Source organism: Pseudomonas laurylsulfativorans, from assembly GCF_002906155.1.
GTDB lineage: Bacteria > Pseudomonadota > Gammaproteobacteria > Pseudomonadales > Pseudomonadaceae > Aquipseudomonas > Aquipseudomonas laurylsulfativorans.
Map to the genome: position 1 here is coordinate 24,156 of NZ_MUJK01000019.1, position 14,024 is coordinate 38,179.

14 protein-coding genes are annotated in these 14,024 nt (G+C 60.1%); 7 read left to right on the forward strand and 7 right to left on the reverse strand.

From position 1 onward, the window contains the following. Positions 1-24: 24 nt before the first annotated feature. The 4 genes from B0D71_RS30020 to zur are packed head-to-tail and all read right to left on the reverse strand — an operon-like array spanning position 25 to position 2,827. Entirely contained in the window at positions 25-741 is a 717-nt protein-coding gene (locus B0D71_RS30020; protein WP_103397935.1) for a PA5502 family lipoprotein, read from the reverse strand. Positions 742-778: 37 nt separating this feature from the next. After that, complete coding sequence (gene znuB, locus B0D71_RS30025) at positions 779-1,567, reverse strand: zinc ABC transporter permease subunit ZnuB (RefSeq protein ID WP_085723488.1); 789 nt, start codon at positions 1,565-1,567, stop codon at positions 779-781. Beyond that, a complete protein-coding gene (gene znuC, locus B0D71_RS30030) occupies positions 1,560-2,345 on the reverse strand; it encodes a zinc ABC transporter ATP-binding protein ZnuC (protein ID WP_103397936.1) in 786 nt (261 codons plus the stop codon). The genes znuB and znuC overlap by 8 nt, the downstream gene beginning before the upstream one ends. Beyond that, positions 2,345-2,827, reverse strand: a complete 483-nt coding sequence (zur, locus tag B0D71_RS30035) for a zinc uptake transcriptional repressor Zur (RefSeq protein ID WP_008045818.1) — start codon at positions 2,825-2,827, stop codon at positions 2,345-2,347. Before zur ends, znuC begins: the two co-directional genes overlap by 1 nt. Positions 2,828-2,893: 66 nt before the next feature. Between zur and znuA the strand changes: the two genes are divergently transcribed. Next, the gene (gene znuA, locus B0D71_RS30040) at positions 2,894-3,814 is read left to right on the forward strand and encodes a zinc ABC transporter substrate-binding protein ZnuA (protein ID WP_103397971.1); all 921 of its coding nucleotides are present in this window, start codon (positions 2,894-2,896) and stop codon (positions 3,812-3,814) included. A 131-nt stretch (positions 3,815-3,945) separates the two neighbouring features. Here znuA and B0D71_RS30045 read toward each other — a convergent pair whose 3' ends face one another. Together B0D71_RS30045 and B0D71_RS30050 are read right to left on the reverse strand one after the other, a co-directional pair. After that, a complete protein-coding gene (locus tag B0D71_RS30045; RefSeq protein WP_103397937.1) occupies positions 3,946-4,896 on the reverse strand; it encodes a homoserine kinase in 951 nt (316 codons plus the stop codon). A 57-nt stretch (positions 4,897-4,953) separates the two neighbouring features. After that, the gene (locus B0D71_RS30050) at positions 4,954-5,244 is read right to left on the reverse strand and encodes a DUF2782 domain-containing protein (RefSeq protein WP_103397938.1); all 291 of its coding nucleotides are present in this window, start codon (positions 5,242-5,244) and stop codon (positions 4,954-4,956) included. A gap of 74 nt (positions 5,245-5,318) precedes the next feature. On the opposite strand from B0D71_RS30050, the gene polA reads away from it, so the two are divergent. Continuing rightward, positions 5,319-8,120, forward strand: a complete 2,802-nt coding sequence (polA, locus tag B0D71_RS30055) for a DNA polymerase I (RefSeq protein WP_103397939.1) — start codon at positions 5,319-5,321, stop codon at positions 8,118-8,120. A gap of 317 nt (positions 8,121-8,437) precedes the next feature. On the opposite strand, the gene yihA is transcribed toward polA, so the two are convergent. Beyond that, positions 8,438-9,082: a ribosome biogenesis GTP-binding protein YihA/YsxC gene (yihA, locus tag B0D71_RS30060; RefSeq protein WP_103397940.1), complete on the reverse strand. Its 645-nt coding sequence runs from the start codon at positions 9,080-9,082 to the stop codon at positions 8,438-8,440. A 191-nt stretch (positions 9,083-9,273) separates the two neighbouring features. Here yihA and B0D71_RS30065 point away from each other — a divergent pair, with 191 nt between their 5' ends. From B0D71_RS30065 to B0D71_RS30085, 5 genes are all read left to right on the forward strand, one after another. After that, positions 9,274-9,564 (forward strand): c-type cytochrome, encoded by a 291-nt coding sequence (locus B0D71_RS30065; protein ID WP_103397941.1) that lies wholly within the window; start codon positions 9,274-9,276, stop codon positions 9,562-9,564. 46 nt (positions 9,565-9,610) lie between these two features. Continuing rightward, positions 9,611-10,240 (forward strand): c-type cytochrome, encoded by a 630-nt coding sequence (locus tag B0D71_RS30070; protein WP_103397942.1) that lies wholly within the window; start codon positions 9,611-9,613, stop codon positions 10,238-10,240. A 201-nt stretch (positions 10,241-10,441) separates the two neighbouring features. Next, entirely contained in the window at positions 10,442-11,083 is a 642-nt protein-coding gene (locus tag B0D71_RS30075; RefSeq protein WP_103397943.1) for a thiol:disulfide interchange protein DsbA/DsbL, read from the forward strand. Positions 11,084-11,097: 14 nt separating this feature from the next. After that, positions 11,098-11,976: an endonuclease/exonuclease/phosphatase family protein gene (locus B0D71_RS30080; RefSeq protein ID WP_103397944.1), complete on the forward strand. Its 879-nt coding sequence runs from the start codon at positions 11,098-11,100 to the stop codon at positions 11,974-11,976. Next, on the forward strand, positions 11,973-13,979 hold the full coding sequence (locus tag B0D71_RS30085) for a GGDEF domain-containing protein (protein ID WP_103397945.1): 2,007 nt from the start codon (positions 11,973-11,975) through the stop codon (positions 13,977-13,979). The genes B0D71_RS30080 and B0D71_RS30085 overlap by 4 nt, the downstream gene beginning before the upstream one ends. The last annotated feature ends 45 nt before the right edge of the window (positions 13,980-14,024 follow it).

The following is a 14,024-nucleotide window of genomic DNA, read 5'->3' on the forward strand; positions in this document are numbered from 1 at the left end:
ATCGCGAGCAGGCTCGCGATGCTTTCAGGGTTTACGCGGACTCAGAACCATCTGCGCCGGAACACTGCGCAAAATCTGCCGATCAAGCTTCAGATCAAACTCAGGATCGAGCTTCTTGACCCGTTTGGTCAGCAAGTTAGCCAGCCAAGGGTAATCATCGGTACGCGGAGCCTGAATGCTTACGTCGCACTGAAAATTCACCACATCGGCGGCGATGGCATCGAGTTGGCGACGCAGTTTGCCCATATCGTTGATATTCAGCGCGACCGTGGTGCTTTCAGCCGTGAGATCGATCACCTTGGCTTTTGGCTTGGCTTCGGCAGCCTTGAGGGCGGCTTCGGCCTTTTCCAGCTCGGCCTTGCGCGCTTGGGCGATCGAGCCGTTGACGCCGCCGGTCAGTGCCGGAGCCTTGGGCATCAATGCGCGGGCACGACTAAGGGCGGTCGCGGCGGCGTCCACGTCACCCTTTTGCAGCACGATCTGACTGCGGCGCAGGTAGGCTTCGGCCAGTTGTCGCTGGTATTGCTCAAGGGAAGCATCGTTGGGCGATTCGGCCTGCAAGGCGGCCAATTGGTCTTCAGCGGTGGCCAATTCATCGCTGGCGATGTTTTGTTCCAGCGGTACGATGGCCGTGGCCCGTGCATCGGCGGCTTGGGTGGCCGCCGGTGGCGTGCTTTGGCAGGCGCCCAGCAGCAAAGAAAATGCGACAAGGAGCAGATAACGGGAGGCGAACGACTTCATTCCTGCGACTCTCTATTTGCGCAAAAAACGAGCAAGTCTACACCCCTCGACGGGGCAGAACAAAACTCAGCAGAAACAGCGCGGCGGCTGTCACCACAATCGATGGGCCGGCGGGGGTGTCCTTGAACCAGGACAGTGCCAGCCCGCCACACACGGCGAGTATGCCCAGCAGGCTCGCGCCCAGTGCCATCTGCTCCGGCGAGCGGGCGTGGCGTTGTGCCGCAGCGGCCGGGATGATCAGCAACGAAGTGATCAGCAACACGCCGACGATTTTCATCGCCACGGCAATCACCACCGCGATCAACAGCATCAGTGCCAAGCGCAATCCTGCCACGGGCAGGCCTTCGACCCTGGCCAGTTCTTCATGCACCGTGATCGCCAGTAATGGGCGCCACAAAGCAACCAGCAACACCAGTACCGCAGTGCTTCCGCCAAGGATCCAGGCCAGATCGGTCGGGCTGATCGCCAGCAAGTCACCGAACAGATAGGCCATCAGGTCGATCCGCACTTCGTGCATGAAGCTTAGTACCACCAGGCCCAGAGAGAGCGTGCTGGGTGCGAGAATTCCTAAAAGCGTGTCGGATGCCAATGGCTGACGCTGTTGCAAGGTCACCAGCATCACTGCCAACAGCAAGCAGCCTACAGTGACGGCAACGGTCGGGCTGACATCCAGCAGAAAGCCCAAGGCCACGCCAAGCAGTGCCGCGTGGGACAGGGTGTCGCCGAAATAGGCCATGCGCCGCCAGACCACGAATGACCCCAATGGGCCTGCGACGACGGCCAGCGCCAGGCCTGCAAGCAGGGCGTAGAGCAGAAAATCAGCCATGCTTGCAGCTATCTCCGTGAACATGGTTATGGCCCGACGCGGGCGCCTTGACCACCGAGCCATGTAAGTCGTGGGCGTGGTCGTGATGGTGGTGATAAATCGCCAGGCTTTGTGCGTTTTTTCCGAACAGCTCGACGAACGCCGGATCGCCGCTGACCTGCTCGGGATGGCCGGAGCAGCAGACGTGACGATTGAGGCAAACCACCTGATCCGTGGTGCTCATCACCAGATGCAAATCGTGGGAGACCATCAGCACGCCGCAACCGTGACGGTCGCGCAGGCGGGTGATCAGGCTGTATAGCTCAGCCTGGCCGGCCACGTCGACACCCTGCACCGGTTCGTCGAGTACCAGCAGTTCCGGTTCGCGCAACAAGGCCCGGGCCAGCAACACGCGCTGCATTTCGCCACCGGAAACGCTTTGCACCGGGCTGTCGATCACCTGTTCGGCACCGACTTCCTTGAGTGCCGCCAAAGCCATGCCCCGGTCCACGCCCGGCACCAGGCGCAAGAAGCGCAGCACTGAGAGCGGCAAGGTTGGGTCGACATGAAGTTTTTGCGGCATGTAGCCGACCCGCAGTTTCGGCTTGCGCCAGACGCTGCCGCTGTCCGGTTTCAACAGGCCGAGTACGGCACGCACCAGGGTGGTCTTGCCGGCACCGTTGGGGCCGATCAGGGTAACGATCTGCCCCGGCTCGACGCTCAGCTCGATATTGTCCAGCACCGGCTGCCCGGCGAACGTGACGGCAACCTGCTCAAGACGGATCAGCGCGTTGCTCATCAAGCCCCCTGGCAACCCGAGCAGAGACCGACCACTTCGACGGTCTGGCCTTCGACGACAAACCCGACATCCCTGGCGCTGGCGATGATCGCGTCGCTGATTGATTTTTGCTCAAGTTCGATCGCGGCGTGGCACACACGGCAGATCAGGAACTGACCCTGGTGAGCATGTTCCGGGTGATTGCAGCCGATGAAGGCGTTGAGCGAGGAGATTCGATGGACCAGGCCGTTTTCCAGCAGGAAATCCAGCGCGCGATATACCGTCGGCGGCGCAGCGCGGCGACCGTCCTGCTCGCTGAGGACCGCGAGAATGTCGTAGGCACCCAGGGGCTTGTGGCTTTGCCACACCAGTTCCAGCACTCGCCGGCGCAACGCGGTCAGGCGCAGGCCTTGACGTGCGCACAGGGCATCGGCCTCGGACAAAGCGCTGTGAACGCAATGCGAGTGGTCGTGGGGGCGGCTGGCAATCGGTGTTTTTAGCATGAGCGGCGACGAGTTTTGTGAGAGACGTTATTATGTTACCCGTTCTCGCCTCTTCGAGTGTTCATCGTGTCCCGACTTTTTTCTATCTTTGTCGCATTTATCGCAAGTTTTCTACTGATCGGTCCGGCGCAGGCCGAAGTCAAAGTCCTTACCAGCATCAAGCCTCTGCAGTTGATCGCCGCGGCGGTGCAGGAAGGCGTGGCGATTCCTGAAGTTTTGCTGCCGCCGGGTGCCTCTCCGCACAACTATGCATTGCGCCCTTCCGACGTACGCAAGGTGCAATCGGTGGACCTGCTGTACTGGATCGGCCCGGATATGGAGGGTTTCCTGCCGCGCGTGCTCAATGGTCGTACGCTGCCCAGCGTCGCCGTGCAGGACTTGCCAGGCATGAAACTGCGCCGTTTTGCCGAAGATAGCCACTCCCACGCCGAAGAAGCCGACGAACACGACCACGATCACCGCCCGGGCAGCCTGGATGCGCACTTGTGGCTGTCGCCGGTCAACGCCCGGGTCATCGCCACGAAAATGGCGGCTGACCTGAGTGCCGCCGATCCTGACAATGCCGCGCGCTACCAGAGCAATCTGAAAGCCTTCGACGAACGTCTAGATGCGCTGGATGCGCGCCTGAAGAAACGCCTGGCCGATGTTCAGGGCAAGCCTTACTTCGTGTTCCACGAAGCATTCGATTACTTCGAAGACGCCTACGGCCTCAAGCACGTGGGTGTGTTCAGCGTCGCGGCCGAAGTGCAACCCGGTGCCCAGCATGTCGCGGCGATGCGTGCGCGCTTGCAGGAAGTCGGCAAAACCTGCGTGTTCAGCGAACCACCGCTGCGTCCGCGTCTGGCGGAAACCCTGGTGGCGGGTTTGCCGGTGAAACTCGCTGAACTGGATGCGCTGGGCGGGTACACACCGGCGACTGCTCAGGGCTATGAGCAGGTGTTGGAGAAGTTGGGGAGTGATCTGGCGGGGTGCCTGGAGTCGTTGTAATTGCCGTGTGGAACTTAAGGCCAGGCAGCAAGACGCATCGTATTTGTAGGAGCCGGCTTGCCGGCGATGGCGCTCTTCAGGACGCCATCGCTAGCAAGCCAGCTCCTACAAATGTGATGCACAATTTAGAGTTAGAGGGCGAAAGGCAGCGGGGTATTGACCGTCTGTCGCTGCGCCAGGCGCAACTGGAACTCCATCGGATCGTGAATCAACACGTCCTGCCCGGCGAACGACTCCGCCGCGATCAGGCGTGACAACCAGAACCGTAGGCAAGCCACCCTCAGCATGGTCGGCCACAGCTCGGCTTCGGCAGCGGTGAACGGTCGCAAGGCTGCATAAGCACCCAGCAAGGCCCGCGCTCGCGGCCCATCGATCACGCCATCGTCGTCCGAGCACCAGTCGTTCAAGGCAATCGCCACGTCGTAGAGCATCGGCCCGGAGCAGGCGTTGTAGAAATCGATCAGCCCGGTCAGGTGCGTGCCTTCGAACATGGCGTTGTCACGGAACAGATCGGCGTGAATATTCGCTCGCGGCAGTGCCAGGATTTTTTCCTTCTGCCGGGTAATTTCTTCCAGCGCCCGTTGCAGCAGGTCTTTCTGTTCGGCACCGAGGTGCGACAAAAACTGCGTGCCCTCTTCCAGCATCCAGTCCAGGCCGCGATCGGTTTTGCGCTTGATCATGTTGGCCTGGGTCGCCAGGTGCAGATGGCCGAGCAACTCACCGACCTGCGCGCAATGCTGCGCATTGGCCTGCTTGATGTGCTTGCCGGCCAGGCGAGGTTGCAACAACGCAGGTTTGCCCGCCAGTTCGCGCAGGGCCACGCCGTCGGTGGTGCGCAGGGCGTAAGGCACCGGCAGGTCGGCGCCATGCAGCACGTCGAGCAGTTCGATGAAGAACGGCATTTCATGAACCGGACCGCGCTCGACCAGGGTCAGGACAAACTCGCCCTGCTCCAGGCTGATAAAGAAATTGGTGTTTTCGCTACCGGCGGCAATCCCCTGGAAATCAAGCAGGCGGCCGAGGCCATAAGGGGCGAGAAAAGCTTCCAGCTCGGGCCGAGCCAGGGGGGTGAACACAGACATGTTTAAACTGCCAGTACGGGCGCCGCTCGTAAGCCAGCGCCAATTGAAATTAAGAAACTATTTCCACTCAAAGATCTTCCATGCCGGAATCAGCATATCCGGGTAATCCGAGCGGATGAAGTTACCGTCAGATCCGTCGGCGCGCACCAGAAAATACGGCTTGCCGCCTTTGGGCGTGACTTTGATCGCATACAGGAAGCCGTTTTGGCGGTATTCCTGAATGACCTTGTCCCCTTCCGTGTGGATCGTGACTTCCGGCTCCGGTGTCGGCGCATCGTCCGCCGCCATGACGGCCAGTGGTGCGATTGCAAACAAGCCAGCCAGCAACAGGCGATTTAGTGTGCGCATGATAACCTTGTCCCTTTGTCGTCAACGGTCCCGCTATTCTAGCGCCGGACCCGCCGAAAAGGTTGATCCTGCTCATGAGCCAAGCCCCCCTCGTCCTGGTGGACGGTTCTTCTTACCTGTACCGCGCCTTTCACGCGCTACCACCGCTGACCACGTCCAAAGGCCTGCCGACCGGTGCGGTCAAGGGCGTGTTGAACATGCTCAAGAGCCTGCGCAAGCAATATCCGGACAGTCCGTTCGCCGTGGTGTTCGACGCCAAGGGTGGGACTTTTCGCGATGACATGTACGCCGAATACAAGGCCAACCGTCCCAGCATGCCTGATGACATGCGCGTGCAGATCGAGCCGCTGCACCAGAGCGTGATCGCCCTGGGCTTCCCGCTGCTGTGCGTAGAAGGCGTCGAGGCCGATGACGTGATCGGCACCCTGGCCCGCAGTAGCGCGGCGGCGGACCGTCCGGTCATCATCTCCACCGGCGACAAGGACATGGCGCAACTGGTCGACGGCCACATTACCTTGGTCAACACCATGACCGGTAGCAGCATGGACGTGGAGGGCGTGAAGGAGAAATTCGGCGTCGCTCCGGAGCAGATCATCGATTATCTGGCGCTCATGGGTGATTCTTCCGACAACATTCCGGGCGTTCCGGGTATCGGCCCGAAGACGGCTTCAGGCCTGCTGGTCGGTGTGAACGGCGGCCTGGCCGAACTCTATGCGCAGCTCGACATCGTGCCGACCCTGCCGATCCGCGGCGCCAAGACCCTGCCCGCCAAGCTCGAAGAGCACAAGGAGATGGCGTTCCTCTCCTATCAGCTGGCAACGATCAAGGTCGACGTGCCGCTGGATGTTGGGCTCGACGACTTGCAAATGGGTCCTGAAGATCCGGCCAAACTCTACGAGCTGTACACCCTGCTGGAGTTCAAGAGCTGGCTGAACGACCTTGATCGCGACGCCAAACGCCTGGAACTGAGCGCCGCCGAGACTGCACCGGTCGCCGATCTGTTCAGCGAACCAGAGGCCGAAGCACCGGCCGCTGCTGCTGAAGCCACCTATGAAACCATCCTCGATCAGGCGCGGTTCGATGCCTGGCTGGAAAAACTGAACAACGCAAAGCTGTTTGCCTTCGACACCGAAACCACCGGCATCGATGCGCAGCAAGCGCAACTGGTGGGTCTGTCGTTCGCGGTTCAGGCCAATGAAGCGGCCTACATCCCGTTGACCCATTCCTACATCGGTGTGCCACAGCAGCTTGATCGCGACACGGTCCTGTGTGCGCTCAAGCCGATTCTGGAAGACCCGAACAAGCTCAAGGTCGGCCAGCACGCCAAGTTCGACATGAACATCCTGGCCAACTGCGCCATCGGTGGTGATCAGGACAACGGCATCACCGTACGCGGCATCGCCTTCGACACCATGCTCGAGTCCTACGTGCTCAACTCCACGGCCACGCGCCATGACATGGACAGCCTGGCGCAGAAGTATCTGGACCACACCACGGTGAGTTTCCAGGACATCGCTGGCAAAGGCGTGAAACAACTGACGTTCGACCAGATCGCCCTGGAGCAGGCCGGGCCTTATGCCGCCGAAGATGCGGATATCACCTTGCGCCTGCACCAGACCCTGTTCGAAAAGCTCTCGGCCATTCCGAGCCTGGCCAGCGTGCTGACCGACATCGAAATCCCGTTGGTGCCAGTGCTGGCGCGAATCGAGCGCCAGGGCGCATTCGTCGACGCGGCCCTGCTGGGTGTGCAAAGCATCGAACTGGGCGACAAGATGGTTGCGCTGGAGCGTGAAGCCTTCGAGATTGCCGGCGAGGAATTCAACCTCGGTTCGCCCAAGCAACTTGGTGTGATCCTTTACGAAAAACTCGGCCTGCCGGTATTGAAGAAAACCGCCAAGGGCCAGCCATCCACCGCCGAAGAAGTGCTGGCCAAACTGGCGGAAGACGACTATCGATTGCCGAAAGTGCTCATGGAATATCGCTCCATGAGCAAGCTGAAAAGCACTTACACCGACCGCCTGCCGGAGCAGATCAACCCGCGTACCGGGCGGATCCATACCTCGTATCACCAAGCGGTAGCGTCCACCGGGCGGCTGTCCTCCAGCGATCCGAACCTGCAGAACATCCCGGTGCGTACCGCCGAAGGGCGTCGCATCCGCCAGGCCTTCGTGGCCCCGGCCGGTTACAAGCTGCTGGCAGCGGACTACTCGCAGATCGAACTGCGGATCATGGCGCACCTGTCACGGGATGAAGGGCTGATGAACGCCTTCCGCCACAATCTCGACGTGCACACCGCGACCGCCGCCGAAGTGTTCAAAGTCGAACTGGCCGAGGTCACCTCCAACCAGCGCCGCAGTGCCAAGGCGATCAACTTCGGCCTGATCTACGGCATGGGTGCGCAGAAGCTCGGCAAGGATATCGGCGTCGACACCAAGACCGCCAAGGCCTACATCGATACTTACTTCGCCCGCTACCCCGGCGTTCGCCAGTACATGGACCGCACGCGCGCCCAGGCCGCCGAGCAAGGTTATGTCGAGACATTCTTCGGCCGTCGCCTGTACCTGCCGGATATCAACTCCAATAAGCCGCAAGAGCGCGCCGCGGCCGAACGCACGGCGATCAACGCGCCGATGCAAGGCACTGCGGCGGACATCATCAAGAAAGCCATGGTCGCGGTGGATAACTGGCTGGCCGCGTCTGGCCTGGACGCCAAAGTCATTTTGCAGGTGCACGATGAACTGGTGCTTGAGGTGCGTGAAGATCAGGTTGACCTGGTTCGTGATGAAATTCGCGTGCACATGAGCGAAGCGGCGAAACTGGATGTTCCGTTGCTGGTCGAAGTGGGTGTTGGAAATAACTGGGATGAGGCTCACTGAGCCCTCTGAACCGGCGTTTCTGCTGCGGCATAGTGCCGCGGCAGTGGGCCCAATTCGCTTAGTGAGAAAAGTAATTAGATTTATTCCAAAGCTATTTGAAAAAAATCTGAACTAATCTTGCAGCCACCACTCAGAGTTACTGAATGGCTGGTGAAGCCCTTCGATGCTCCTATGTTGTGTTAAGTGTTGGCAGATATCTGGACCCCGCCCTAGCGGTCTAGAGCTTGAACCCCGGAACTTCTCCCTCCCCATATGAAGTCCGGGGTTTTTTTTGCCTGCAGGAAGCTGCCCAGGGCGACCCAGGCAGCTTTCGTTGCTTATTGAGCGTCTACCTCGGCACCCTTGTCAGCCAGCTCCATCCATCCAGCCAGCACGGTGTAGGCATCTTCCAGGCCCATGCGCTTGGGAGCCGAGAACAGTTGAATCGACACGCTATCGCCCCAGCCCTTGCGAATTTCCGCCTGAACCTTGAGCAGCGTGTTCTTGGCCGCGCCATAGGTAAGCTTGTCCGCTTTGGTCAGCAGAATGTGCATCGGCATGCCGGCAGCCACGGCCCAGTCGAGCATCAGCAGGTCGAAATCGGTCATCGGATGGCGGATGTCCATCATCAGGATCAGACCTTTCAAACTCTCGCGTCCACCCAGGTACGCCTCCAGGTGACGCTGCCAGTGTTGCTTGAGCGGGATCGGAACTTTTGCATAACCGTAGCCCGGCAGGTCGACCAGACGGCGTTCATCGTCTAGCTTGAAGAAATTCAACAGTTGCGTGCGACCCGGGGTTTTCGAGGTCCGCGCCAGGCTGGCGTGGGTCAGGGTGTTCAGAGCACTCGACTTGCCGGCGTTGGAACGCCCGGCGAAGGCGACTTCGAAGCCCTCGTCATCCGGACATTGGTCGACTTTGGCGGCGCTGAGCATGAAGGTGGACTGTTGGCACAGACCGAGGATGGGATTCTTGAGTTGCATGGGATTTCCGATGTGGGCGGCGCCAGGAATGGGTGCGGCAAGCAGTGTCGCTTCCGTTTCAGTGACGCCAGTATATAATGCCGCAGATTTTGTGTGCGCTTTGTCCCAGCGTAGGATGAAGTTCACGAGAGCGACAGACCTTGATTGCGCACTAGAACGCAGCACGCTCTCAACCCTGAAAAGGTCGTTTTATGACGAAATGGCTGCTAGCTGCCGGTGTCTTGATGCCGCTTTACAGCGCTCAGGCTACACAGGATCCGGAAGCTGTGTACAACCGTGTTTGTGGTGCCTGTCATTCCGGCCAACTCCCAACGGCGCCGAAAAAAGGCGATCAGGAAGCTTGGACGCCGAGGTTGGCGAAAGGTATGGAGACGCTGGTGCAACACGTGACCCAGGGTTTCAAGGCGATGCCGCCGCGTGGTTTGTGCATGGACTGCAGTGCCGAGGATTACCAAGCCATCATCCATTGGATGAGCGAGTAAGCCCGGTCCATAACTCTTTAACCCTTAGCCGTAGTTGGATTAGCTGATGAAGAAATTGATCGTGAGTCTGCTGTTGACCGTGGGCATCTCCAGCATGGCTCATGCTGCAGGTGAGGCAGTACAACCGGGTGATGCAAAAGCCGGCCAGGCCAAAGCCGCCGTATGTGGCGCCTGCCACGGCCCGGATGGCAACAGCATGGCGCCAAACTTTCCAAAACTGGCAGGTCAGGGTGAACGCTACCTGACCAAGCAATTGCACGACATCAAGTCGGGCAAGCGCACTGTTCTGGAAATGACCGGCCTGCTGACCAACCTGAGCGATCAGGACCTGGCGGACATCGCCGCCTACTTCGCCAGCCAGAAAGGCAGCGTCGGCGCCGCCGATCCGAAGGTCGTCGCTCGTGGTGAAGCGCTGTTCCGTGGCGGTGACCTAGCCAAGGGGCTGCCATCCTGCACCGGTTGTCACTCGCCAAATGGCGCAGGCAACGCACCCGCCGGCTTCCCACACCTGGGCGGCCAGCACGCTCAATACATCGCCAAGCAACTGACCGATTTCCGTAAGGAAGAAGGCGGTCGCAACAACGACGGCGATACCAAACCGATGCAGACCATTGCCAAGAAGCTGAGCGACGAAGACATCGCCGCGGTGTCCAGCTACATTCAAGGCTTGCACTAAGGCTGGCGGATCGGGCGTTGAGCGGGGGGGCATATCACCTGCAACGTTAACGCTCGATTAATCCGTTGCAACGAGTATAAAAAGGGTGGCTTTGGCCGCCCTTTTTTGTGGCCGCTGCCGTTACACTACAGAACTCAAGCCCGCCAGGACCTGTCTGATAACGGGTCGCGCGAGGCGAAAAAATTTGTCCAGGAGTGAAGCATGCGTAATCTGATCATCAGCGCCGTTTTTGCCGCTGCCAGCCTGTTCGGCATGACTGCCCAGGCCGCCGAAGCCCCAGCCGCCCCTTACGTCGAACTGAGCAATCCGGTTCCGGTCGCCGTGCCTGGCAAGATCGAAGTGGTAGAGCTGTTCTGGTACGGCTGCCCGCATTGCTATGCCTTCGAGCCGGTGATCAATCCGTGGGCTGAGAAGCTGCCTTCTGACGTGAACTTTGTGCGCATTCCAGCCATGTTCGGTGGCCCGTGGGATGCTCACGGCCAGATGTTCCTGACCCTTGAAGCCATGGGTGTCGAGCACAGCGTTCACGCTGCGGTGTTCAACGCGATCCAGAAAGAACACAAGAAACTGACCGATAAGAATGACATGGCCGACTTCCTCGCCACCCAAGGCGTGGACAAGGACAAGTTCCTCGCAACATTCGACTCTTTTGCTATCAAAGGTCAGATCGTCAAGGCGCGTGAGCTGGCCAAGAAGTATGAAATCACCGGCGTTCCAACCATGATCGTCAACGGCAAATACCGCTTTGACGTGGGCTCTGCCGGCGGTGCCGAACAGGCCCTGCAACTGGCCGACAAACTGATCGACAAAGAGCGAGCGGCTAACAAGGCTGCCGCCAACTAAGGGCAATCACTGCCATGCGCCGATGGGGTACTGAACGCATCGTTGGCCTGCATGATCCGCGGGTCAACGAGCATCATCTGGAGTCCACGGGCCTGCCAGCAGACAGTCGTCTGCGCTTGCTCAGTTTCAATATCCAGGTCGGCATCAGTACCGAGCGTTATCGGCATTACCTGACCCGGGGCTGGCAGCATCTGCTGCCGCATACCGGGCGTGCCGACAATCTGCAGAAAATCGGCAACCTGCTGGGCGACTTCGATCTGGTCGCCCTGCAGGAGGCCGATGGCGGCAGCCTGCGATCAGGCTACGTCAATCAGGTCGAACATTTGGCCCAGCTCGGCGCCTTTCCTTACTGGTACCAACAACTCAATCGCAATCTTGGTCGCCTGGCCCAGCACAGCAATGGCGTGCTCAGCCGATTACGCCCGTGGGCCATTGAAGATCATCCGTTGCCGGGGCCCAAGGGGCGCGGAGCCATCCTGGTACGGTTCGGCGAAGGTCCTGAAGCGTTGGTGGTGGTCATGATGCACCTGGCGCTGGGCGCCCGGGCGCGCAGCCTGCAACTGGCCTACATCCGCGAGTTGATTGGCGGTTACAAACACCAGGTACTGATGGGCGACATGAACACCCATGCCAGTGACCTGCTGCAACACTCCCCGTTGCGTGACCTCGGCCTGCTTGCGCCGCAACTGGAAGCAACGTTCCCCAGCTGGCGCCCACAGCGCTGCCTGGACCATATCCTGCTGAGCCCGAGCCTGACCCTGGAAAAGGTCGAGGTGCTGGCGCAGCCCATTTCCGATCACCTGCCGGTCGCGGTGGAGATTCGTCTGCCGGGTTCGCTCACGGCCGATGCATTGCCCGCGTTGAGTCCTGCCCCTCGCGGATCCCATGAATGAGCGACGAAGCACAGCGCTGGAAAGAGAAATACCTCAAAAGCATCGAACAACAGGAAAAGCTCGAACGTCGCTGGGACGCACGGCTCGACTTGCTGCGCCGTGGGCTAGTGCGCAGCACCCTGGCGGCGGAAGGGACTGACCGCGCCGTTGACCAATGCATGAAGGAAATGCGCGAGGTCGTACGTACCGACGACATGGACGCCGGCCTGGCCGCGCTGATTCCACGGCTGGAAAAAGCCGTGCTCGACTCCGAGCAGCGTCGGGAAACACGGGTCAACCAGACCAGTGCCGCCCTGAGTGCACTGGTCACTCAACTGCAAACATTACCGCTGCCACGGGATGTGAGCCGGCCCCTCAAGAGTTTCGCCAAGCAACTGGATGCGCGGGTCAGCCAGGCGCGTGAGATACCGTTGTTGCTCAGCGAGCTGAGTGGCTTACAAGGCAAGGCCCTGAGCCAGCTGGAGACTCCGCCGGAGCCCGGTCGGCCGGGCTTGCTCCAGCGATTGTTCGGCGGTCGTGAAGCGGAGGAGGCGGTGGCATCAGCGGCGGCTACTCCTGCGCCGGCTGCCCTTTTAGCCGAGAGCCCAGCGGCGATCGAGCCGGCCCCGGTCGTGAATGAGCTGGCAGTCTGCGAGGTGGCCGCTGCTGAGCGAGTTGAAGACGAGTCCGAGCCTGCCGTCGTTTCGCCTGCTCTGGCAGTCGTGGCTTTTGCACCTCCCGGTGCGGAGCCTCAACCAGTCAATGCTGCCGCCACAGAAATCGAATCGGACGAAAAGCCGACCCCGGAAATCATCGAAGCCCCCCGTGAGTCGCAAGCAAACCCCGACGAGCTGACCGCGCAAGCATTGCCGGATAGCTTGCCTTTGCCCTCGGTTTCGGCGGAAGACGTGGCCGTTGCCGCTCAGCCGCAATCCGAACACGACATTCTCTACGCGCTCCCGGATTCCCCCGAGCCCTCCTACAGCTCGGTGGCCAGCCATATCGAGGACACACTGCTGGGGCTGCTCGAAGACCTGACATTGCCCGAGCGTCATCGCCCGCAAGCTGAGTCCATGCGCGATCGTCTGAAAAACGGTCTGAATTGGTACGAATTACTGCCGATTCTCGACGACTTCGCTACCTTGATGCTGGCCATTACCGACAGCGGCCAGCATGAGTTCGAAGCCTATCTGCAGCGACTTAACGAGCGCCTTGAATCATTCCAGAGCAACTTGCAGGCCGCCACCGCAGGACACGCCGACAACCGTTCGGCTGCGCGGCAAATGGACACGCAGATCCGCGAACAGGTCGATGGCCTGCAAAGCAGCATGCAGGAAGCCGCGGACCTGGAAGATCTCAAGCACGTTCTGGAAAACCATCTCGAAGGCTTGCTGGGCACCATGGACCAGCACCAGAAACAGCGCGATGAGCGCGAGCAAGAGGTCGCTGCGCGCCTGCACAGCCTGGCCGAACGGGTCGCCCATATGGAGCAGGAGGCCCAGGGCTACCGCGATCACCTTGAAGAACAACGGCAGAAGGCATTGGTCGACCCGTTGACTGGCCTGCCCAACCGCGCGGCGTGGAGCGAGCGCCTGGATCATGAAGTCAAACAATGGCAGCAACATGGCAATACGCTGTTGCTGGCGATGCTCGACCTCGATCATTTCAAGCGCATCAACGATAACTACGGCCACCTGGCCGGCGACAAAGTGCTGAAGATCATTGCCAGCGTGTTGCGCAAGCGCCTGCGCGGAACGGATTTCATTGCCCGGTTTGGCGGTGAAGAGTTTGTGCTGTTAATGCCATCCACGGTGCCGTCGGCGGGGCTGAAATTGCTGGAAAGCTTGCGTGCCTCCATCGAGGCCTGTCCGTTCCACTTCAAGGGAGAACCGGTGACCATTACCGTGTCTATCGGAATGTCTGCGTTCAGGCCGGGTGAACACAGCGATCAAGTGCTTAAAAGAGCCGATCAGGCGTTGTACCGCGCAAAAAATGCCGGACGCAACCGCGTGGAGCCGGGCTGATCGTCAATTGTTCCATTTTGTTTAATTCGCGGCGATTGCCGTCAG